Origin of the sequence: Massilia pseudoviolaceinigra (genome assembly GCF_030846505.1) — a bacterium.
In the GTDB taxonomy this organism is placed as follows: domain Bacteria; phylum Pseudomonadota; class Gammaproteobacteria; order Burkholderiales; family Burkholderiaceae_D; genus Telluria_A; species Telluria_A violaceinigra.
This window is the reverse complement of record NZ_JAVCWL010000023.1, coordinates 24,870-46,203: the sequence shown is the minus strand read 5'-3', so window position 1 is coordinate 46,203 and position 21,334 is coordinate 24,870. Positions and strand designations below refer to the sequence as shown.

Here is a 21,334-nt window from a genome sequence, read left to right as displayed (position 1 = left end):
GTCAGCTCTCCAGGCCACGGTGCCAGCGCAGCAAATGGTTGTTCAGTTTATTCATGGCGATGTCGATGCCCAGGCCCAAAAGGCCGATGCTGATCATGCCGGCGACGATTTTGTCGGACCAGAAGTATTCGCGCGCTTCGAGAATGCGAAAGCCCAGCCCGTTGTTCACGGCGATCATCTCGGAGACGATGACGACGATGAACGCGGTACCGATCCCGATCCGCACGCCGGAAAGAATGTACGGCACGGCGGCCGGCAGCATCACACGCAGGAACATGGTGCTCTGGCTGGCGCCCAGATTACGCGCGGCACGGATGTAGATGCTGTCGACCTGGCGCACCCCGGCGATGGTATTCATCAGCACCGGGAAGAACGCGCCGATGGCGATCAGGAACACGGCCGGCGCATTGCCAAGGCCGAACCACAGGATCGCCAGCGGAATATAGGCAATCGGCGGAATCGGGCGCAGCACCTGCATCAGGGGATTGAGCCACGCGTACATGGTGCGGCTCGATCCCATCGCCAGCCCGAGCGGCAGGGCCAGCCCGGCGCCGATGACGAAGCCGACCACCACGCGGTACATGCTGCCCATGGTGTCGATCAGCAGCTCGCCGGAGAACATCCACGCCAGGCGCGAGCCGGCGGCCGGATCGTAGGCGCTCAACGGCAGCGCATACTCGATCCACTTGAGCAGCACCGCCCATGGCGATGGCAGCACCTGCGGGTTGATCACCCCCAGCATCGCCCCGGCCTGCCACAAGGCGATGATGACGACAGGTACGACGAATCCAACGGCGCTTTCGCGCCATGTAGCTTGAGTCATGAAGGCCTCCGCTTACTGGACGGACAGGGACTTCTTGGCCTGATCGAGCAGGTCGGTCTTGACCCAGTCCTTAGCGAGCGGCGGCGTACGCATCTTGCCGGTACCGGTTCTGGCCATCACGTCGGTGGTGGTCTGGATATGCTCGATGCTGACGTCGTAGGTGTAGGGCGAGTTGGCGATCGCGTCCTCGAAATCGTCCTTGGTGATCTGGTTCTTGAACATCGATTCGCGCACATATTTTTCGCCGGCCGCCTTGTTCTCGATGAACAGCTTGGTGGCCTGCACGAAGCAGCTCATGAACTTGGCCGCCGTGGCGCGGTTCTCCTTGTAGAATTTTTCGCTCATGACGAGCGTGCGTACCGGCTCGCCGATCGGGGTGTCGTAGGGTTTCATCACTTCCATGCCGAAGCCCTTGTTGATCGCTTGAGACGATTGCGGTTCGCTTTGCATGATCGCATCGAGGTTCTTGCCGAGCAGCGCCTGGTTCAGATCCGCGAACGCGAGGTAAATGACATGCACGTCCTTGCCGGCCGAATCGGACCAGCTCAGGCCATGCTTGGCCAGTTGCGCGTACAGCAGCACTTCATGGATGCCGCCGCGCGTCACGCCGACCTTCTTGCCCTTGAGGTCCTTGACCGACTTGATGCCGCCGTCGGGGCGCGCGACCAGGCGCGCGCCACCTTTAGCGAAACCGGCCACGATGTAAATGGGAGCGCCATTGGCGCGGCCTGAAATGGCCGCTTCCGATGCGGTGGCGCCGACGTCGAGGTCTCCCGACAGGATCGCCTGCATCACGTCGGGGCCTTTGGCGAACATGTTCTCTTCCACCTTGATGCCGCACTTGGGCGCGATCTCCTTGATGTACGAGACGGCGCCGTAGTGGGCGAATTTGAGGTTGCCGAGCCTGACGACATTGTCGGCTGCCTGCGCGGACGCGGACAGGGCGGCTGCCGCCAGGATCAGGTGGTGGATGGTTTTCATTTTTTCGTCTCCGTTATGGTTTAGCTACACCATGTCTATTGCATCTTTCGTGCCAGCGGCGCTGGCGCTGCCCGCAGGGGCACAGCGGCAAGGAGACGGACGAAAACTGGCGAAAATCCGGAACGGGGACACTGCGGCGTGCGGAAAACCGCGCGGGAGGGGATGGGCGCCACGGCTGCGGCGCCCGCAGTGCGTACTTACTTGTAGATGCCGCAGTTGATGATCAGGTCTTCGTATTTTTCGAAGTACATCGACTTCGGTTCGATCTGCTTGGTGACCGGGTTGACGAATTTGTAATCTTGCCAGCCTTTGCCCTTGGCTTTGACCAGGTCGAGGCGCTCGCGCATGAACGACTTGCCGTCTGCGTCCTTGAGGTCAATCAGGTCCTTGCCCTGCATCTTGGCGTTGGCGCCATGCGCCAGGTTCTTCATGGTCATGTCGTTAATGGTTACGTACAGGTCGCGGTCGCGAAAGCGCGTGCTTTGCATGTCGTTGATCTCGGCGATGGTTTTTTCGCGGCCATTCGCTTTCATGTAGGCGATCACCTTCTGCACCAGTGCCTTGGCTTCCTCGGCACTGCCATGGTCGCTGGCGGCGACAGTGCTGGTGCAAAACACGGCGGCGCAGCACATTAACGCTATCTGGAACAATTTACGCATGATGATCCCCCTATCGTTGTCGGGCGAGGAAGCCGGCAGCTTCCCCGCCTTTAGACGGCCAGTTTTTACGCCTTGGCCGGTGCGGCGTCGGAACGGTAGTTATCCATCATCTTATACCGTGTCGCGTACCAGCCGAAGACGGCGGCGGCCACGAACGCAAAGCCGGCGAAGAAGTACATCTGGAAGGCGATGACACTAAAGCCGCTGGTGGCGATGTTGGCGACCACCGCATCGTTCTTGACGCTGGCGTTGACGATCAGGACCCACAGGCTGCCCACGGTGGTGGCCAGGAACCAGAAGGCCATGATCACGCCCTTCATGGATGGTGGCGACTGGCTGTAGGCAAATTCGAGGCCGGTGGCTGACACCAGGACCTCGCCGAAGGTGAGCAGCGCGTAAGGCAGGACCTGCCATGCCATCGAGGTTGGCGTGCCGCCGTCCATCTGCACTTGCAGGGTGCCGATCACGATCCACGACAGCGCCGAGAACACGATCCCGGTCGTCATGCGGCGCAGCGGAGTCGGTTCGACGCCCATCTTGCGCAGGGCCGGGTACAGCACCAGGTTGTTAAACGGGATCAGGATCATCACCAGCAGCGGATTAAGCGCCTGCATCTGGGCTGGCACGAACGTGAAGTCGCGGCCAAACATGCTGAGGGTGGGCGGGATCATCGAATTGGCTTGCACAATCCAGGTCGACGCCTTCTGGTCGAACAGCGAGAAGAACGGTGTCACCAGCGCGAACACGATCAGGATGCGCAGCACGGCGCGCACGCCGTCGACCGCAACGTCCGGGTGCAGGCCGCGCGCACGCTCGAGCTGCATCGAGGTGCCGATGCCGCCGAACGCGAGCAGCAGGACCAGCGCGGTACAGGCGGCGATGACGAAGCCCCACTGCGGCGACATGGCCAGCGAAGCGACCGCGCCGGCCACGCCGAACAGGGCCACCCCGAGGCCGGTGCGGGCCTGCCCGGGTTTGTGCGCCAGCAGGGCAGTGCGTGCCACGCGGGTAAACGAATCCGGATCGGGCGGGGCGGGCGGGACGTGGATGTATTTTTTGCGGCCCAGCCAGAACACCATCGTGGCCACGAACATGAGCGCGCCCGGAATGCCGAAAGCGACGGCAGGCCCGTAATCGCGCAGGAAGATCGGCATCAGCAGCGAGGCGAAGAAGGAGCCGAAGTTGATCATCCAGTAGAACACGTCGTAGACGACTTTCGCCTTGTTCTTGTTGGTCTGGTCGAACTGGTCGCCCACGAACGACGAGATCAGGGGCTTGATGCCGCCCGAGCCGAGCGCGATCAGGAACAGGCCGAAGTAAAAGCCCTTGAGGCTATCTTCAAAGACCGCCAGGCAGGCGTGGCCCGCGCAGTACACGAGGCTGAGCCAGAAGATGGTGTCGTATTTTCCGAAAAAGCGGTCGGCCAGCCAGCCGCCCAGCAGCGGGAAAAAATACACACCGATGACGAAGGTGTGGAACACGTGCTTGGCTTCGCCGGCGCGGTCGGCGACCGGCATGAACAGCAGCAGGGTGCTGATCAGGAAGGGGGTGAGGATGTTGCGCATCCCGTAAAAACTGAATCGCTCGCATCCCTCGGTGCCCACGATGTACGGAATCTGACGGGGCATCGGCCCGTTTCCGTTTTCTTTATCCAGCTGCGACATGGGTACTCCCACTATTTAAACAGATGGGATGCTAAGCCCAAGCCCGGAGGCTGGCAATAGGTATCGTTCATCGTGGCGGCACACCGTCCGCAGTTCCCCGTCGCGTCGTTACACAAGTACCGGTCGGTGTCGAGCATGGCTGTAGTTTGACTACTGAATCCATTGCGCCAATGCCGATGCATTCGGCATAAGTTGTTGAAATAAAAGGAAATTTCTTGATATCACTGTTTTGTTCTGTAAATTGTAAAATCCCTTCGATTGATGTATATTATGTACAAAAACTCACATGGGCGCCCATCATGAACAAAGATAATTCGCTGCACTCCGAACAAAATACGCCATGGTGGCGCGAGGCCGTCATTTATCAGGTTTATCCACGCAGTTTCCGTGATACCAATGGCGACGGAATCGGCGACCTGCCCGGCATTACCGAAAAACTCGACTACATCGCCGGCCTGGGCGCCGACATCGTGTGGATCTCCCCGTTCTTTACGTCGCCGATGAAGGACTTCGGCTACGACGTGGCCGATTATTGCGACGTCGACCCGATGTTCGGCACCCTCGACGACTTCGACGCGCTCGTCGCCAAAGCGCACAGCCTGGGCCTGAAGATCATGATCGACCAGGTGCTGTCGCACACCGCCGACATCCACCCATGGTTTAGCGAGAGCCGCAAGAGCCGCGATAATCCCAAGGCCGACTGGTACGTGTGGGCCGACCCGCTCGCGGACGGCAATCCACCGAATAACTGGCTGTCGGTGTTCGGCGGCTCGTCGTGGCAGTGGGACAGCCGGCGCAAGCAGTACTACCTGCATAACTTCCTGGTCAGCCAGCCGGACATGAATTTCCACCATCCCGACGTGCAGCAGGCGCATTTGGACAACCTGCGCTTCTGGCTGGCGCGCGGCGTGGATGGCGTGCGCATGGACGCATGCAATTTCCACTTCCACGATCCTGAACTGCGCAGCAATCCGGCCGCCACCAGCCGCGACACCTCCACCGTCACCGATGTGAACCCGTACGGCATGCAGGCGCACGTCTACGACAAGACGCGTCCGGAGAACCTGGCCTTTCTGCAGAAAATCCGCGTGCTGCTCGACGAATTCGGCGCGGTCGCCATCGGCGAAGTGGGCGCGGACGACGCGCTCGGCGTCATGGCCGACTACACCGCCGATGGCGACAAGCTGCACATGGCGTACAGCTTCAACCTGCTCACGCCTGAATTCTCGGCAGGCCACGTGCGGCGCCAGGTCGAAGAATTCGAGGCGCGCGTCAAGGGCGGCTGGGCCTCGTGGTCGGTCGGTAACCATGACAGCATCCGCGTCATGACGCGCTGGGGCGGCGCCGCGCCGACCCATACGCTGGCCAAGCTGGTGCTGGCGATGCAGCTTTCGCTCAAGGGCACGCCGTGCCTGTACCAGGGCGACGAACTGGCGCTCACCGAGGCGGACGTGCCGTTCGAGCTGCTGCAGGACCCGTACGGCATCACCTTCTGGCCCGAGTTCAAAGGCCGCGACGGCTGCCGCACGCCGATTCCCTGGACCGCCGAACTGCCTAACGCCGGCTTCACCACCGGCACGCCGTGGCTGCCGGTGGCTGAAGAGCATATCGCGTCGGCCGCCAGCGCGCAGGAAACCGATACCGACTCACCGCTCAATTTCGCGCGCCGCATCATCGCCTGGCGCCGCCAGCAGCCGCAGCTTACGCGCGGCGAGATCGTCTTCTTCGACGCGCCCGAACCGGTCCTGGCGTTGCGCCGCGACCTGGCCGGCCACGCCAGCGTGCTGGCCGTGTTCAACCTGGGTCCCGACCCGGCCACCTACGAGTTTGCCGACGCCCTCGATGCGGTCTCGATGATTGGCCACGGCCTGCATGGCAGCGCCGAAGGCAGCACGCTGACCTTGCCAGCCTATGGCGCCTGGTTCGGTACCAAGAACTGATGAACGACCAGCCGGATTCCGAAAAATTCGGCCGCACGGCCTTTGCCGACGGCCCGCGCCTGCTGGCCGACATCGGCGCGACCCATGCGCGTTTCGCGCTGCAAACCGCACCCGGCGTATTTCGCTCGGTGCGGGTGCTTAAGTGCGACGACTTCGAAGGCATCGTGGCGCTGCTGCGTTTTTACCTGGCCGACCATGCGGGCATGGTGCTGAACCACGCGGCGCTGGCGGTGGCCAACCCGGTCAACGGCGACCAGGTGCGCATGACCAACCGCGCCTGGGAGTTTTCCACCGACGCGGTGCGGCGCGAACTGGGGCTGCACACGCTGTTGATCGTCAACGACTTCACGGCCCTGGCGATGGCGCTGCCGGGCCTGACGCCGGACGACCTGATGAAGGTCGGCGGCGGCACGGCGGCTGGCAATGCCGTCATCGGCGTACTCGGTCCGGGCACCGGCCTGGGCGTGTCGGGCGTGATTCCCACGGTCGATGGCTTTGTCACGCTCGGCAGCGAAGGAGGGCACGTCAATTTCGCGCCGGCCGACGAGCGCGAATTCGCGATCCTGCAGTTTGCCTGGAAGGAGTGGCCGCACGTCTCGAACGAGCGCCTGATCTCCGGACCCGGCATGGAAATCATTTACCGCGCGCTGGCGCAGCGCAACGGCGTGGCCGCCGCGCCGCGCACCTCGCCGGAGATCATTGCCGGCGCCATCGACGACAAGGACCCGCTGTGCCTGGAGGTGATCGAGTGCTTCTGCGGCATGCTGGGCGGCGCCGCGGCGAATCTGGCGGTGACCCTGGGCGCGTTCGGCGGCATCTTCATTGGCGGGGGCATCGTACCGCGCATGGGCGAGCTGTTTGCCAGTTCGCCGTTTCGCAGCCGCTTCGAGGCCAAGGGACGCTTTTCGACCTACCTGGCCGATATTCCCACCTACGTCATCACCACGCCCAATCCGGCCTTCCACGGCGTGGCGACGATCTTGTCTGAGCACCTGCGCGGGCGCAGCGGCGCCAATACGCTCATGGAGCGCGTCCAGCATCTGCAGCACGAACTGACGCCCGCCGAGCAGCGCGTGGCCAGCCTGGTGCTGGAACAGCCGCGCCTTGTGCTGGGCGAGCCGATTGCCGATATCGCGCGCCTGGCGGAAGTGAGCCAGCCGACCGTGATCCGTTTCTGCCGTTCGCTCGGGTTCCTGGGCCTGGCCGACTTCAAGCTGCGTTTCGCCAGCAGCCTGACCGGCGCCATTCCCGTGCGCCACAGCCAGGTGCGCGGCGGCGACAGCACGCATGACGTGTCGGCCAAGGTGATCGACAACACCGTTTCGGCGATTCTCAAGTTTCGCGACCAGCTCGACGTGCGCGCGCTCGACCGCGCCATCGAACTGCTGACCCATGCGCACCGGGTCGAGTTTTACGCGATGGGCAATTCACGGGTGGTGGCGCTGGACGGCCAGCACAAGTTTTTCCGCTTTCGCATTCCGACCGCTTCGTACGGCGACTCGCACCTGTTCACGCTCGCGGCCGAATTGCTCAAGCCGGGCGATGTGGTCATTGCGATTTCAAATTCCGGGCGCTTGCCCGAACTGCTGGCCGCCGTGGATGCGGCGCGCGCCGCCGGCGCCGATGTGATTGCGATGACCAGCAGCGGCTCGCCCCTGGCCAAGAAGGCCACGGTGTGCCTGGCGGTCGATCATGCCGAAGACAGCACCAGCTTCCTGTCGATGATCTCGCGGATCATGCAGCTGCTGCTGATCGATATTCTGTCGGTCGGGATTTCGCTCGGCGCCAACGGGCAGCCGGACGGCGCCAATCGGCACACGCAGATTTCGCACCTGGGCGGGTAGGCCACCCGCCGGCATCGATCAAGGCGGCGGAGCCGGGGCTGGAACCGGGCCAGCCTCGGTTGGCGCGGGCGCGGCTTTCTTGGCGATGCGCTCCATCGGGCGCGTTTCGGCGCGCCACTGGGCCAGTGTCAGCTGGCGGTCGTCGTTCATGTCCTCGACCAGGATCTCGTCGCCTGTGGTGGCGACCAGAAAAGTCTCCCAGCGATGCGCAGCATCCTTGCTGTTTTCGACGAAGTTCAGGGTCCAGTAATTTTTGCCGTTGATGACCTTCGTCGCGGTCTCGTCGTCGAGCACTGCGCCATGCGCGCTGCCGCCCGAGGCTTTCTCGATATGCGCCGACCAGGCTTTCAGTTCCGGCAGCGCCATCAGCGCATCGATCGCCTGCGCCTTGGTGCGCGCCATCTGCGCCCCCGGCTTGGCGCTGGCGGCCGCCGGGGTCGGCGCATGGGCCGATTCATGGTACCTGTGGTACACCACGGCGCCAGCGGCGACCAGGGCGATCATGGCAAACAGCAGGACTACTTTTTTCGACGATCCGGACATAGATGTGGGCTGCAAAGGCACGTTGATGTTGTGGTCATACTACGCCAAAACTATACGGGGAGCAACATGGCCAGCGGCCCACGCAAGGGCATCCTCCAGGCGGTCGTTTCCCCAGAACATCTCGTCCCCGGCAAAGAACATCGGCGCGCCGAACACGCCGCGCCGCATGGCTTGCTCGCCCTGGGCGCGCATGGCCAGCTTGTTCGCGTCGGTGCCGGCGCCGGCGATCAGGGCGTCGGCGTCCAGGCCCAGCGCGGTGAGCACCTCGCCGACCAGGGCCGCGTCATCGATCTCGCGGTCCTCGACGAAATTGCATTGCATGATGCGCCGGCAAAACGCGCCGATCCATGCTTCGCCCGCACCAAGCAGGGCAACGCGCAGCGGCAACAGCGCGCGCCGCGGGAAGGTGCCCGGCTGCGTCCACGGCAAGCCGTATTTATCGCACTGTCGCTGCATGTCGCGCCACACGTAGGTGCCTTTTTCCTTTTGCAGCACGAAGGGCGACGTGCTCCAGCCCAGCGTCTTGAATACGGGCCCCAGCAAAAATGGCTTCCACCGCACGCGTACACCCTGCGCGGCGGCCAGCGCCTCGATACGCATGGTACTCAGATAGCTGTAATTGCTGCCGAAATCGAACCAGAATTCAATCTGCGGATCATTGGTAAGCATGGCGTCTCCCTGGGTGGTTAATCGTAAATGACGGGGCAGCGCGCTTCGATGCTCACGCGCGGTGGCACGCCGGGCGGCGCGTCGGAATGCTCGAACGCGGCATGCGGCGTGAAGCGGGCCGCCCCGCTGCGTTGGGAATCATACTGCTTGAAGACCAGCGCCTCGTCCGGATGCATAGCCGGAAAATAGAACCAGCGGTGCAGTGGTGAATAACGCGCCAGATAGATTTCGCCGGTGCGGCGCGGATAGCGGACCTCGGCCTCGACCAGGTCCTGCGCAGCGACGCTGCGGGCATCGCACACGGCCAGCGGCGTATCGAGCACCGGGGCGCGGATCGAGCGCCACACATTGACGATGCTGTAGCGCCGTCCCGTCAGCTGCGCCGCCAGTTCGCCGAAGACCAGGCCAAGGCGCTTGTCGCCGGAATGCTCGGTGTAGTCGTTGTGGACGCAGCCGTTGGGACCGGCCGGCTGGCCCCGGTCCGCACCTCCGAATCCCGGTGCGCCGGCGCCGGGGCGGCAGTGGCGCACCAAGTGGTCGAATACGCGGGCGCGGGTCGCGCCGGTGACGGCGCAGGCCAGTTCGGCCACCTCGGGATAATACGAGCGCACGATGTCGTCGTCGGTCAGAAAACTGCGTTTGTCGACCGGTGCGTCGCGCAGGACGAAGCCGTCGGCATGCACCGATGGAGCAGTTGCCAGCAACCGGGCGTCGCCGATGCACACCGTGCGGCGGTCGGCGTCGTAGTTCTGCCATGGCTGGCCGGGCGGCGGTTCGCAGGCATAGTTGAACGGGCTTGCGGACGGCGGATGCATGTAGGCGAGCGTGGCCTCGACTGATCCGGTCTGCGCGGGCAGGGCTAAGGTGGCGTTCATGCGTGGGTCTCCTGGGTGCCGCCGGGACGATTCCCGTTCGACCCCTTCATTGAAACCCGCCGGCGGCGCGCGCTCAAGCGCAGAACACGCCGTGTTCGCATGCATACGGCGCATGCGTAACGTGCTGTTTCAGTTGGCGGCGGCTGCTTCGTTCACGATCCAGTCGATTACCGCGCCGACTTCCGCACGCGGCTCGGCGACGGCGCGCACAAGCCAGTAGGCGTGCTCGCAGGCGTGAGCGGGTCGGGAGCAGGGCAGTTGCACCAGCCGGCCCGCGCGCAGCATCGGCTCGATAAGCTCAATGCGGCCAAGTGCGACGCCATGGCCGGCCAGGGCCGACTGGATCACCTGGTCATACTGATTGAAGCGCAGGATGCTTTTCGGTCCGGCCGGGCCAGGTCCCGCCAGGCCAGGCCCGGCTGCCTGTAGCCAGCTCTCCCAATGCAGCCAGGGTTGGCCCGGATGATCGAATTCGAGCAAGGTGAGGCCAGCCAGATCGGCGGGTCCGTCAAGACGCGCGATGCCCAGCGACGGGTGGGCCACCGGCGCGACCGTTTCGCGAAACAGCAGCGTGGAGTGGGGCGCAACTGCGGCCAGCGGTGCGTAGCGGATCGCCAGGTCGAGCCCTTCGCGCTCGAGGTCCTGGATGCGGTTGTTGGCGGCCACGCGCAGGTCGATGCCGGGGTGCTGCTGCTGGAAGCTCCCCAGCCGCGGCAGCAGCCACAGGCCGGTCACCCCGATGCTCGCGCTCAGCGCCACTTGCCCGTTGCGCGCCGACGGCCTGATGGCGGCGCAGGCGTCCTGCAATTGCCGCAGCGCGCCGTCAGCGCTCTGGAACAGCCTTTCCCCGGCCGGCGTGAAGGCGATCGCGCGATGGGTGCGGACAAACAGGCGCACGCCGAGCCGCTGTTCGAGCGCCTGGATCTGGCGGCTCAGGGCCGACTGGGTCAGGCACAGGTCGGCGGCCGCCAGGGTGATGCTCATGCGCCGCCCGACCGCCACGAAACCGCGCAGCGGCTCCATCATGGCCGCCAGGGGAACCAGAGAATCCGACATGCGCTCTCCTCATGCAAAACGCCAGCATACCAGCGCCCGCCGCCAGGGTTGGCATTCGTACCCGGACCGGACCATATAGCTTGTCAATCATGCAAGTTCGCGTTACAGTCGTCGCTCTACTTCACACGGGGAAGGTCTTTGCCATGCGACACATTTTGAGCGCGCTCTCGGTTTGTCTTGCGTGTGCACTGCCGGCCACCGTGCGCGCCGAACCGGCCAAGGTCCAGTTCGCGACCGAAGTGTTTTTCGACAGCGGCAGCGCGCGCCTGTCGGCCGATGCGGTATCGATTCTCGACCAGGTGCTCAGCAAGAGCAGCGAACTCGAGCCGGAGTTGATCATGGCCATCGGCCACACCGATGCGCTGCTCAGCGACGCCAGGGCGCAGACGCTGTCGGTGCAGCGCGCTGAAGCCGTAAAAAAATATCTGGCCGACAAAGGATTCGAGCGCATCCGCATCTACACCGAAGGCAAGGCCAAGCGCCTGCCCGTGGCCGAGAACGACACGCGCGAGGGGCGCGCCCGCAATAACCGGGTCGAAGTGCAGCTGGTGGGGCCGCGCCCCGGAGCCGCCGAGCAGTAATATACAGACGTAAAAAAGCCTGCAAGGCGCAAACCTTGCAGGCTGTTCGGTGACGCCGGAAGCGGACCAGCCGCTCCGGCGCGTCCGGCAATTACATCATGCCGTCCATGCCACCCATGCCGCCCATGCCACCCATGCCGCCCATGCCGCCAGCTGGCTTGTCTTCAGCCAGTTCGCAAACCATGGCGTCGGTGGTCAGCATCAGGCCAGCGATCGATGCTGCGTTTTGCAGTGCCGAACGGGTGACTTTTGCTGGATCCAGAACACCCATTTCGACCATGTCGCCGTAGGTGCCGTTCGCTGCGTTGTAGCCGTAGTTGCCGGTGCCGGCCAACACTGCTGCAACAACCACCGACGATTCTTCGCCAGCGTTTTGAACGATCATGCGCAGCGGCTCTTCCATGGCGCGCAGGACGATCTTGATGCCGGCTTCCTGGTCAGGATTGTCGCCTTTGACCTTGATGTTGGCACGAGCGCGCAGCAGGGCAACGCCGCCGCCAGGAACGATGCCTTCTTCCACGGCAGCGCGGGTTGCGTGCAGTGCATCTTCAACGCGTGCTTTCTTTTCTTTCATTTCGACTTCGGTGGCTGCGCCAACCTTGATCACTGCAACGCCGCCTGCCAGCTTGGCAACGCGCTCTTGCAGTTTTTCACGGTCGTAGTCCGAGGTCGCTTCTTCGATCTGGACGCGCACTTGCTTGACGCGCGCTTCGATCGCTTCTGCCTGGCCGGCACCGTCGATGATGATGGTGTTTTCCTTGCCCACTTCAACACGCTTGGCTTGGCCGAGTTCTGCCAGGGTGACCTTTTCCAGGGTCAGGCCGACTTCTTCAGCGATCACCTGGCCGCCGGTCAGGACAGCGATGTCTTCCAGCATGGCCTTGCGACGGTCGCCGAAGCCTGGGGCTTTGACTGCGCAGGTTTTCAGGATGCCGCGGATGTTGTTCACAACCAGGGTGGCCAGTGCTTCGCCTTCGATGTCTTCCGCGATGATCAGCAGTGGACGGCCGGCTTTGGCGACTTGTTCCAGGATCGGCAGCAGATCGCGGATGTTCGAGATCTTCTTGTCGCACAGCAGGACGAACGGGCTGTCCTGGATGGCAACTTGCTTGTCCGGGTTGTTGATGAAGTACGGCGACAGGTAGCCGCGGTCGAACTGCATGCCTTCGACGATGTCGAGTTCGTCATTCAGCGATTTGCCGTCTTCAACGGTGATAACGCCTTCCTTGCCGACTTTTTCCATCGCTTCAGCGATGCGCTCGCCGATCGAGTAGTCCGAGTTGGCGGAGATCGCGCCAACCTGGGCGATTTCCTTGGTGGTGGTGCATGGCTTGGCGATCTTGGCCAGCTCTTCGACGGTGGCAGCAACTGCCTTGTCGATGCCGCGCTTCAGATCCATCGGGTTCATGCCGGCGGCAACGAACTTCATGCCTTCGCGCACGATGGCTTGTGCCAGCACGGTCGCGGTGGTGGTGCCGTCGCCGGCGTTGTCGCTGGTGCGGGAAGCGACTTCCTTGACCATTTGCGCGCCCATGTTCATGAGCTTGTCTTTGAGTTCGATTTCCTTGGCGACCGATACACCGTCCTTGGTGACGGTCGGCGCGCCGAACGAGCGCTCGAGCACCACGTTGCGGCCTTTCGGGCCCAGGGTGACTTTGACTGCGTTGGCGAGGATATTGACGCCTTCAACCATTTTGGCGCGCGCTGCGTCGCCGAATACTACATCTTTAGCTGCCATGTTTATTTTCTCCGTTGTGCGTAGATTTCTATCGCGTGGAATTCTTAATGAAAGGTGGTGCGCGGACTAGTTGAAGATCACTTGACCAGGACGGCCATGATGTCTTCTTCACGCATCACCAGCAGCTCTTCGCCGTCGACTTTGACGGTTTGGCCGGAGTATTTGCCGAACAGGACGCGGTCGCCGACTTTCACTTCCAGCGCGCGTACTTTGCCGTCATCCTGGACTTTACCGTTGCCGACAGCCAAGATTTCGCCTTGATCCGGTTTTTCAGCAGCTGCGTCAGGAATGATGAGGCCGGACGCAGTTTTGGTTTCCTGGTCGAGACGCTTGACGATAACGCGATCGTGCAATGGGCGAAGGTTCATGCAAAACTCCTTAATATTCAGTGGTTTAGTAGCTATTGGTCAGGACCGCCACAGGCGTTCCCGGTGTTTCAACATGTCTCGCGGTGTTGCCGCGGAGACTAGAAAGAGTTGTTAGCACTCTCTACTAACGAGTGCTAATTATAGGGACGGTCAAGGTGTTTTTCAAGGCGTCCTGTTGACTATTTAACAGACGAGCTTGATCTGGCGCAAACCGCGGGCCCGCCGCAGCACCGTAAACTGGTGAGATCTCAACGCTGCGCGCGAATGCGGTTCCCCGCATCCTGCGTACTTGCCGGCGCCACTTCCGGTTTCCGCCAAGTGAGAAAAGGCGGTAATGAATCGGTCCGGGCGCGGCCGATTCAGCCGGGCCCTATTACATCCCCTTACATCAATCGTCCACCCCTGTTACTGATTCGGTTGACGGACTTTCATTCACACCCCTATAGTTACGGGATGATTTCTGAATTCGACGAACTATCCGAAAAAATTGACCGGCTTGCCGCGTTGACCCTCTCACTTCGCAGCGAGAACGCGCAGCTGCGCCAGACCAATGCCGAACTGCGCCAGTCGAATATGGCGCTGTGCGCCGAAAACGAGGAATGCGTGGGACGCATGCATGAAGTGCAGCGCCGGCTTGAAGCCTTGCTCTCGCAAATGCCCGATCCGAATGCACCGCCTGCATCGCTTGTACAGCATGATGAGGTTGCACAATGACCGAGCTCAATGTCACGATCATGGGAAGCGCGTACCGCCTCATGTGCAAGGAAGGCGAGGAACGCACCTTGCTGGAAGCGGTGAGCTATCTCGACGGCAAAATGTGCGGCTTGCGCGATTCGGGCAAGGTCAAGGGAAATGATCGCATCGCCGTCATGGCCGCGCTCAGTGTGGCCGCTGAATTCCTGTCGGTGAAAACGCCGCAAGGACCGCTTTCCGAAATGTCGATTTTGGAAGTCAAGCAGAAACTCGGCGACATGCACACGGTCCTCGATAACGCCCTGACGCCGCAAGAAAATCTGTTCTGAGGCTAATTTCGTTTGACATGACCGCCCATCGGAGTAAACTCCGTCTCACCCTGCGGTGTTCGCGATTGCCATATATTCCTTGAACCATTTATGTGCACAGGTTGCGGAATTTTGTTCGATGGGAGTGAGCGTCGCTTGTCCGACGAACCCGAAATTGAACTAACTGTGACCGCCTTGAACCATTAGGTTCAGGATGCCGGTAAAGACGGCACATGCGGGGCTCTGATTTTCATAAGCGGTTGCAAGCATTCGGTGCGCAACCGTTTTTTTATGGGCGCGCGCTTTGTCGGTGCATGTCGACGGCGCGCCGCCAATGGCGACGCGCCGACGGAGTGGCATACATGGCTTATTGGTTGATGAAGTCCGAACCGGACGAAGTGAGTATCGACGACGTGCTGGCCGCGCCCGATCGCACGGTGGCCTGGTTCGGCGTGCGTAATTACCAGGCGCGCAATTTTCTGCGCGACGCCATGCGCGAAGGCGACCTGGTGCTGTTCTACCATTCCAGCTGCGCCGAGCCGGGCATTGCCGGCATCGTCGAGGTGTGCTCGAACGCTTATCCGGACGCCACCCAGTTCGATCCCGCCAGTCCGTATTACGACCCCAAGGCCACCCGCGAACAGCCGCGCTGGATCAGCGTCGACGTGCGCGCCGTGCGCAAGACCGCTCTGCTGAGCCTGAAACAGTTGCGCACCATTCCCGAGCTGGCCGGCATGCGCCTGCTGGCCAAGGGCAGCCGCCTGTCGGTCATGCCGGTCGAGCCGCACGAATGGCATACCATCGACACCTTGCTCGGCCGGGCTTAGCAAGCTGTACCTTATCGGCAACAGGGTCGCCCGCACAGGGGACAGCGATGCTATGGAGTACTCATGCTCCCCGAAAACAGCGAACGTCCGCGCTACCGGTTCCGCGCCAGTCATATCGCTTCGCTGTTTGGCGGTTTTCTGGTGTTGGCCATCCTTGCCTCGCTTGGCGCAGCCAGCTGGACAGCGCGCGAACAGACTGTCAAGGAATGGCGCAAGCAACTTCGGGGCACCGGATCGCCGAGGTCCTGGGCAAAATCGAACGCGCGGGCCGTCCATGAGCCTGCCTGCCTCCGGCGCCGCCAGGCGCTCCTTGCTGCTGGTCGACGACGATGTCCTGATCCTGGGATTGCTCAACCGCGTGCTGACCCTGGCCGGCTACGAGGTGCGCGTCGCCACCAGCGGGGCGATGGCGCTCGAGTTGCTCGCCAGCGGCGCGCGCGCACCCGACCTGGCGCTGCTGGACGTGTCCATGCCCGGCATGTCCGGCCTGGAACTGGCGCAGCACCTGCAGGCCCACGGCGCCATCGCGGTCATGTTCCTGTCGGCCGAGGATGACCAGGCCACCGTGCGCGCGGCCATCGACGGCGGCGCCGTCGGCTACCTGGTCAAGCCGATCGATATCACGCGCATCGTGCCCAGCGTGCAGGCGGGACTGGCGCGCGCCGACGAGCTGCGCGAGCTGCGCGGCAGCGAAAGCCGGCTCACCTTGGCCCTGCAGCAGGGGCGGGAAGTCGGCATGGCGGTGGGCATTTTGATGGAGCGTAACAAAACCGATCGCGAGACCGCCTTCCGCACCCTGCGCGAGCATGCCCGTTCGCACCAGCGAAAGCTCAACGATGTCGCCAGCGACGTCCTGCAAGCGACCGAAGCGCTGAACCTGATCGGTGCGCGCGCACAGAAGTGACAGGCATGAGTAATAAGTGGTATGTTTTTGCTTAAAACAATTTCTATGTGGAAATAACGAGAATAAGCTTGTTCCTGTTCTCTCCGATGCCCCACAGCGCCCGCGCTGACCGCCCCGCGACCCCTCCCCGTTGCAGGGTACGCATCGGATGCCTTTCCAGCGCTGTTCCCTCCCGGCAGCCGACGCAGTCTCCCCCGGCCCAGCTGCGCCGCTCGACGACCGTTCGTCCATCGTGCCAGCGCGCCATTGTCCGCCTCTCTGTCACCCGACGCCCGGTTCTTTTTCACGCAAGGTTTGCGTAACCAGAACGAAAGGGACCTCATGTCCACCTTTATCCGCAGTACCGGCGCGGCCCGCGCGCCCGACTATCTCGCCTTTACGCTCGGCGCCGAAGAATACGGCATCGATATCCAGAAGGTCCAGGAATTGCGCGGCTACGATGCCGTCACCTGCATCGCCAACGCGCCAATGCATATCAAGGGCGTCATCAATCTGCGCGGCATCATTGTGCCGATCGTCGACCTGCGCATCAAATTCGGCAACGCGCTGCCGAGCTACGACCAGTTCACCGTGGTCATCATCCTCAACCTCGGCGCCCGTGTCATGGGACTGGTGGTCGACAGCGTGTCCGACGTCAGCACCCTCGATCCAAGCCAGATCAAGCCGGCGCCGGCCATCGGCGCCGGTTATATGGCCGGGCTGGGCATCGTCGGCGCGCGCATGCTGATCCTGATCGACGTCGAGCGCCTGATGGGCTCCAATGCACTGCACCTGCCCGACGCCATCGCAGCCTGACCGGCGCGCTTCCTCACCCCATACATAAACTCCCCATGAAAATCGCAAAATACCATATCGGTACCCGCCTCGCTTTCGGCTTCGCGGTCCTGCTCTCCATGACGCTGGCGCTGGCCGTCGTCGGCATGAGCTCCCTCGGCACCGTGCAGGCCAGCCTGCAGAATGTCGTGCAAGGCAGCATGCTGCGCATGGAGTTGCTGCACCAGATGTCCGAGTCGGTGCATATCGTCGCCCGCGTCGCGCGCACCTTGGCGTTGCTGGACGACGAGGCGGCCAAGGAGCGCGAATCGGTCAAGATCGTCAAGGCGCGCGAAGCTTACGATGCCGCTTTCACCGCCTTCAGCGCGAATGCCGTCGGTGCCGCGGACAAGGCGTTCGTCGCAAAGCTGACCGAGCTGCGAGAGAGCGTCAGGCCGCTGAATAACCAGTTTATTACCCTGGCGCGCGCCAACAAGCAGGCCGAGGCGATCGCGCTGCTGATCGCCCGCGCCGCGCCGGCCACCCGGCTGTGGCAGGACGCGCTGGCCACTCATCTTGACGAGCAGCAGAAACAGGTTGCCGCCGATACCACGGCAGCGAGCGCCAGCTATGAGCGGGCGCGTCTCCTGACGCTGGGACTGAGCGCCCTGGCGCTGGTCATCGGCGTCGTGCTGGCCTGGCGCGTGAGGCGCTCGATCACCGCGCCGATCAATGCCGCTGTGCTGGTGGCGCAGACGGTGGCGGCGGGTGACCTGACCAGCACCATCGAAGGCCATGACGGCGATGAAACGGGGCGCCTCATGCCGCCGCACGGCGCCAAGGTCGTCACGCTGCACCCGGTACGCCGCGCGGCGCCATCCAGGCCGGCCGCGCGGCCGCTGCGCGTGGCCAATGCGCGCTCCGGCGACCCCAGCTGGGAACAGTTCTGATGGATGCCGCCCGCGCGGCGGCCGTGCCGGACCTGCCGCAAGCGCCGTGGGCGCTGTTGATCGACCCGGACCACGAGGTCGGCGCGCTCCTGGCAATGCTGCTGGCGCCGGCTTACCGGGTTGCGGTGGCAGCCTGCGCCGCAGCAGCCGAGGCCTTGCTCGACGCGCGCGCGCCGGCCCTGCTGGCGGCCCACGCCGGGGGCAGCAGGCTGCCACCGGTGCTGCTGTTCTGTGGCGCGCTGCCAGACCCGGACAGCGCGCGCCTTGCCGGCCTCGTGCTGCTCAAGCCAGGCATCTCCCGGCGCCACCTGCGCCTTACCCTGAATGGCATGCTGAACGCCGGCATGGCAGTGCAAGCGCAAGCGGCTTGCGGCGCCAAGGCCCCGGCCGCGCGTGCAGCGCCCCATGCCCAGGGCGCCTGAACCTGGCTGGCCTTGCCGGTGGCGCGGCAATGCATGCGGGCGTTGCGTTGTAGAATACTTGCCAAGGCAAGTTTCTGTGTGGCTTGCTACTAACAGCAATCCTCCGACTGCACCCATGACGACTTTAAATGCAATGACGGCTACCCCAAGGGGGCGCCGATGGACTGGAGCCTGATTCTGATCCTGCTGGCCATGGGCGCCGCCGGCGGCTTCGCGGCCGGCTTGCTGGGCATCGGCGGGGGCATGGTGCTGGTGCCCTTCATCACCATGATCTATACCGCCGAGCATTTCCCGCCCGAGGCGGTGGTGCACATGGCGATCGCCACCTCGCTGGCCACCATCATGTTCACCTCGCTGTCATCGGTGCGCGCGCATCACGCGCATGGCGCGGTGGTGTGGCCGATCGTGCGCATGCTCGCACCTGGCATCGTGGTCGGCTCCTGGGCCGGGCCGTGGCTGGGCAAGCAGCTCAACACCACCGCGCTGGCGCTGGTGTTTGCCGCGTTCGTGGCGTTTTCGGCCACGCAGATGCTGAGCGGGAAAAAGCCGGCCGGCGCGCGCGAGTTGCCGCAGGCGCCAGGCATGTTCGCGGTGGGCGGCGGGATCGGCGTGGTGTCGGGCGTGGTGGGCGCGGGTGGCGGTTTTATGTCGATTCCGTTCATGACCTGGTGTAACGTCAAGATGCATCAGGCCGTGGCAACCAGCGCCGCGCTGGGCTTTCCGATCGCGCTCTCGGGCACCTTGTCGAACATCTGGTTCGGCTGGGATCAGCCGGGCCTGCCGCCGTATTCGCTCGGCTACATCTACCTGCCCGCCCTGGCCGTGATCGCCGCCGCCAGCGTGCTGGCCGCGCCGCTCGGGGCGCGCGCCGCGCACCGCATGCCGGTCCAGCAGTTAAAGCGCATCTTCGCCGTTATTTTGTATGCGCTGGCCGGTTATATGCTGTGGAAGGCGTTTCACTGACCGCACCGCTGCGGTAAGCCCAGACCAGCATGGCCACGCCGCCGATAATCATCGGCAGCGACAGCATCTGTCCCGACGTGACCGGCAAGCCGGCCACGCTGATCTGCCAGTCCGGTACGCGGAAATATTCCGTGAAGAAGCGCGCGCAGCCGTACAGCAGGGTAAACATGGCGCCCACGGCCAGCCGCGGGCGCTCCTTGCGCGCATAGATCCACAGCAGCACGAACACCACCAGCCCGTCGACGATCATCTGGTACAGCGGCGACGGATGGCGCGGCCCCTGCACGCCCGGCCACAGCATGGCCCACGGCAGGCTGGCGTCGGCCACGCGGCCCGGCAGTTCGGCGTTGATGAAGTTGCCCATGCGTCCGGCCGCGTAGCCGAGCGGGACCAGCGGCGCGATGAAATCGTAGACGTCGAGCAGATTGCGTTTTGCCTTGCGCGCCCACAGTGCCATGGCCGCCAGCACCCCGAGAAAGCCGCCGTGGAAGGACATGCCGCCCTCCCAGACCTTGAAGATGGCCACCGGATCGGCCATGAAGCGGGCCGGCTGGTAAAAGAATACTTCGCCCAGGCGCCCGCCGATGATTACCCCGAGCATGCCGTAGAACTGCATGTCGTCCAGGTCTTCTTTTTTCCAGCCGCGCGCGGCGATATGCGCTTGCTTGATGCGCACGCGTCCGAGCGCGAGGAACATGGCGAACGCCAGCAAATACATCAGCCCGTACCAGTGCACGTGCAGCGGGCCGAGCGAAAAGGCGACGGGGTCAGGCATCGGGTGGGTCAGCATCAGTATTTTTCCTCAGTAAATCCAAAAAACCCTGCAAGACCGGCGAGACGGCGTCGCGCCGCCAGGCCAGCCCGGTTTCCACCTGCGGCGTCGGTTCGCGCAGGGCCCGGTATTCTACGCCGGGCCGCATCAGATTGGACACCGATTGTGGCACAAGTGCCATCCCCATGCCGGCCGACACCAGACTGACGATGGTCTGCATCTGGATCGCTTCCTGCCCGATCTCGGGCGTGATGCCGGCCGCGCGAAAGCATCCCAGGATCGCGTCGTGCAGGGCTGGCGCGATCGGGCGCGGAAAGATAATCAGCGGCAGCGGCGGCAAGGCCGCCAGCGCTACCGGCGCATCCCCGGTGGCCCCGCTGGTGCCGGCCGGCAGGGCGACGATCAGCGGCTCGGTCAGCACCTTGAGGTAATCGAGTTCCAGGCGCGCCTTGTCCGGCAGCGGCGGAATCAGGAGGCCGGCGTCGATGCGCCCGTGCAGCAAGTCATCGATCTGCACGTCCGAGGTGGCTTCCTGCAACACGATCTGGACCTGCGGAAACGCGGCGCGGTAGCTGCGCAGGAAGGGCGGCAGCACGCTGTAATCGGCCGAGGACACGAACGCCAGCGACAGGCGGCCCGCCTCGCCGCCGGCCGCGCGCCGCACCAGGGCGGGCAGGGCCGCGCTGGCGGCCAGGATGCGGCGCGCTTCCGGCAGCAGGGCCTGGCCGGCCGGGGTCAATTCCACCGCGCGCCGGCTGCGCGCGAACAGCGGCGCGCCGAGCAACTCTTCGAGGCCCTGGATGGTTTGCGACAGCGGCGGCTGGGTCATGTGCAGGCGCAGCGCGGCCTTGCCGAAGTGAAGTTCTTCAGCGACGGCGACAAAATAGCGCAACTGGCGCAGTTCCAGGTTCATCGATATGCTTTTCCATGTAAAGAAGGTGTTGTGATATGCGCTGCGACTCACAGCAATGCAAATGATATATTTGACGCGCGCCCGCCTG

At 63.6% G+C, this 21,334-nt stretch carries 23 protein-coding genes and 1 other RNA gene; 12 read left to right on the top strand and 12 right to left on the bottom strand.

Annotated elements, in window-relative coordinates; translation table 11 throughout:
- Position 1 precedes the first annotated feature (1 nt).
- The 4 genes from RBA40_RS21795 to RBA40_RS21780 all read right to left on the bottom strand — a co-directional run bounded on the left by RBA40_RS21795 (position 2) and on the right by RBA40_RS21780 (position 4,091).
- Entirely contained in the window at positions 2-823 is an 822-nt protein-coding gene (locus RBA40_RS21795) for an ABC transporter permease (protein WP_306623993.1), read from the bottom strand.
- 12 nt (positions 824-835) lie between these two features.
- Positions 836-1,804, bottom strand: coding sequence for an ABC transporter substrate-binding protein (locus RBA40_RS21790; RefSeq protein WP_306649889.1), 969 nt, complete (start codon positions 1,802-1,804; stop codon positions 836-838).
- Between the two features lie 197 nt (positions 1,805-2,001).
- Positions 2,002-2,463: a cache domain-containing protein gene (locus tag RBA40_RS21785; protein ID WP_306649888.1), complete on the bottom strand. Its 462-nt coding sequence runs from the start codon at positions 2,461-2,463 to the stop codon at positions 2,002-2,004.
- Between the two features lie 65 nt (positions 2,464-2,528).
- Positions 2,529-4,091, bottom strand: a complete 1,563-nt coding sequence (locus RBA40_RS21780; RefSeq protein WP_306649886.1) for a POT-type proton-dependent oligopeptide transporter — start codon at positions 4,089-4,091, stop codon at positions 2,529-2,531.
- 335 nt (positions 4,092-4,426) lie between these two features.
- Between RBA40_RS21780 and RBA40_RS21775 the strand changes: the two genes are divergently transcribed.
- Together RBA40_RS21775 and RBA40_RS21770 are read left to right on the top strand one after the other, a co-directional pair.
- On the top strand, positions 4,427-6,067 hold the full coding sequence (locus RBA40_RS21775; RefSeq protein ID WP_306649884.1) for an alpha-amylase family glycosyl hydrolase: 1,641 nt from the start codon (positions 4,427-4,429) through the stop codon (positions 6,065-6,067).
- Positions 6,067-7,911 carry a glucokinase gene (locus RBA40_RS21770; RefSeq protein ID WP_306649882.1) on the top strand — a complete coding sequence of 615 codons (1,845 nt, stop codon included), beginning with the start codon at positions 6,067-6,069 and terminating at the stop codon, positions 7,909-7,911. The genes RBA40_RS21775 and RBA40_RS21770 overlap by 1 nt, the downstream gene beginning before the upstream one ends.
- Positions 7,912-7,929: 18 nt before the next feature.
- Here the strand turns inward: RBA40_RS21770 and RBA40_RS21765 are convergent, their stop codons facing one another.
- The 4 genes from RBA40_RS21765 to RBA40_RS21750 form a co-directional block, all read right to left on the bottom strand.
- A complete protein-coding gene (locus RBA40_RS21765; RefSeq protein ID WP_306649880.1) occupies positions 7,930-8,454 on the bottom strand; it encodes a hypothetical protein in 525 nt (174 codons plus the stop codon).
- A gap of 39 nt (positions 8,455-8,493) precedes the next feature.
- Positions 8,494-9,123 (bottom strand): 2-hydroxychromene-2-carboxylate isomerase, encoded by a 630-nt coding sequence (locus RBA40_RS21760; RefSeq protein WP_306649878.1) that lies wholly within the window; start codon positions 9,121-9,123, stop codon positions 8,494-8,496.
- Positions 9,124-9,140: 17 nt separating this feature from the next.
- On the bottom strand, positions 9,141-9,998 hold the full coding sequence (locus RBA40_RS21755) for a CmcJ/NvfI family oxidoreductase (RefSeq protein ID WP_306649876.1): 858 nt from the start codon (positions 9,996-9,998) through the stop codon (positions 9,141-9,143).
- A gap of 129 nt (positions 9,999-10,127) precedes the next feature.
- Entirely contained in the window at positions 10,128-11,054 is a 927-nt protein-coding gene (locus tag RBA40_RS21750) for a LysR substrate-binding domain-containing protein (RefSeq protein ID WP_306649874.1), read from the bottom strand.
- A 143-nt stretch (positions 11,055-11,197) separates the two neighbouring features.
- Here RBA40_RS21750 and RBA40_RS21745 point away from each other — a divergent pair, with 143 nt between their 5' ends.
- Positions 11,198-11,635 (top strand): OmpA family protein, encoded by a 438-nt coding sequence (locus RBA40_RS21745; RefSeq protein ID WP_306649872.1) that lies wholly within the window; start codon positions 11,198-11,200, stop codon positions 11,633-11,635.
- Between the two features lie 91 nt (positions 11,636-11,726).
- On the opposite strand, the gene groL is transcribed toward RBA40_RS21745, so the two are convergent.
- Together groL and groES are read right to left on the bottom strand one after the other, a co-directional pair.
- Positions 11,727-13,373, bottom strand: coding sequence for a chaperonin GroEL (gene groL, locus RBA40_RS21740; RefSeq protein WP_306624009.1), 1,647 nt, complete (start codon positions 13,371-13,373; stop codon positions 11,727-11,729).
- Between the two features lie 77 nt (positions 13,374-13,450).
- Positions 13,451-13,741: a co-chaperone GroES gene (gene groES / locus RBA40_RS21735; RefSeq protein WP_054264305.1), complete on the bottom strand. Its 291-nt coding sequence runs from the start codon at positions 13,739-13,741 to the stop codon at positions 13,451-13,453.
- 453 nt (positions 13,742-14,194) lie between these two features.
- On the opposite strand from groES, the gene RBA40_RS21730 reads away from it, so the two are divergent.
- From RBA40_RS21730 to RBA40_RS21690, 9 genes are all read left to right on the top strand, one after another.
- On the top strand, positions 14,195-14,455 hold the full coding sequence (locus RBA40_RS21730; protein WP_306649870.1) for a cell division protein ZapB: 261 nt from the start codon (positions 14,195-14,197) through the stop codon (positions 14,453-14,455).
- Positions 14,452-14,763, top strand: a complete 312-nt coding sequence (locus tag RBA40_RS21725; protein WP_306624011.1) for a cell division protein ZapA — start codon at positions 14,452-14,454, stop codon at positions 14,761-14,763. The genes RBA40_RS21730 and RBA40_RS21725 overlap by 4 nt, the downstream gene beginning before the upstream one ends.
- A gap of 44 nt (positions 14,764-14,807) precedes the next feature.
- Positions 14,808-14,988: non-coding RNA, 6S RNA (gene ssrS / locus RBA40_RS21720), on the top strand.
- Positions 14,989-15,104: 116 nt separating this feature from the next.
- Positions 15,105-15,569, top strand: a complete 465-nt coding sequence (locus RBA40_RS21715; RefSeq protein ID WP_306649868.1) for an EVE domain-containing protein — start codon at positions 15,105-15,107, stop codon at positions 15,567-15,569.
- Between the two features lie 274 nt (positions 15,570-15,843).
- Complete coding sequence (locus tag RBA40_RS21710; RefSeq protein WP_306649866.1) at positions 15,844-16,473, top strand: ANTAR domain-containing response regulator; 630 nt, start codon at positions 15,844-15,846, stop codon at positions 16,471-16,473.
- 321 nt (positions 16,474-16,794) lie between these two features.
- Complete coding sequence (locus tag RBA40_RS21705) at positions 16,795-17,268, top strand: chemotaxis protein CheW (protein WP_306649864.1); 474 nt, start codon at positions 16,795-16,797, stop codon at positions 17,266-17,268.
- A 35-nt stretch (positions 17,269-17,303) separates the two neighbouring features.
- A complete protein-coding gene (locus RBA40_RS21700; RefSeq protein WP_306649862.1) occupies positions 17,304-18,176 on the top strand; it encodes an MCP four helix bundle domain-containing protein in 873 nt (290 codons plus the stop codon).
- Positions 18,176-18,598, top strand: coding sequence for a hypothetical protein (locus tag RBA40_RS21695; RefSeq protein WP_306649860.1), 423 nt, complete (start codon positions 18,176-18,178; stop codon positions 18,596-18,598). Before RBA40_RS21700 ends, RBA40_RS21695 begins: the two co-directional genes overlap by 1 nt.
- Before the next feature lie 159 nt (positions 18,599-18,757).
- The gene (locus tag RBA40_RS21690) at positions 18,758-19,561 is read left to right on the top strand and encodes a sulfite exporter TauE/SafE family protein (protein WP_306649858.1); all 804 of its coding nucleotides are present in this window, start codon (positions 18,758-18,760) and stop codon (positions 19,559-19,561) included.
- Here RBA40_RS21690 and lgt read toward each other — a convergent pair.
- On the bottom strand, positions 19,512-20,351 hold the full coding sequence (gene lgt / locus RBA40_RS21685) for a prolipoprotein diacylglyceryl transferase (RefSeq protein ID WP_306649855.1): 840 nt from the start codon (positions 20,349-20,351) through the stop codon (positions 19,512-19,514). The two genes, RBA40_RS21690 and lgt, sit on opposite strands and share 50 nt — an antisense overlap.
- Positions 20,329-21,246 (bottom strand): LysR substrate-binding domain-containing protein, encoded by a 918-nt coding sequence (locus RBA40_RS21680; RefSeq protein ID WP_306649853.1) that lies wholly within the window; start codon positions 21,244-21,246, stop codon positions 20,329-20,331. Before RBA40_RS21680 ends, lgt begins: the two co-directional genes overlap by 23 nt.
- Positions 21,247-21,334 lie beyond the last annotated feature (88 nt).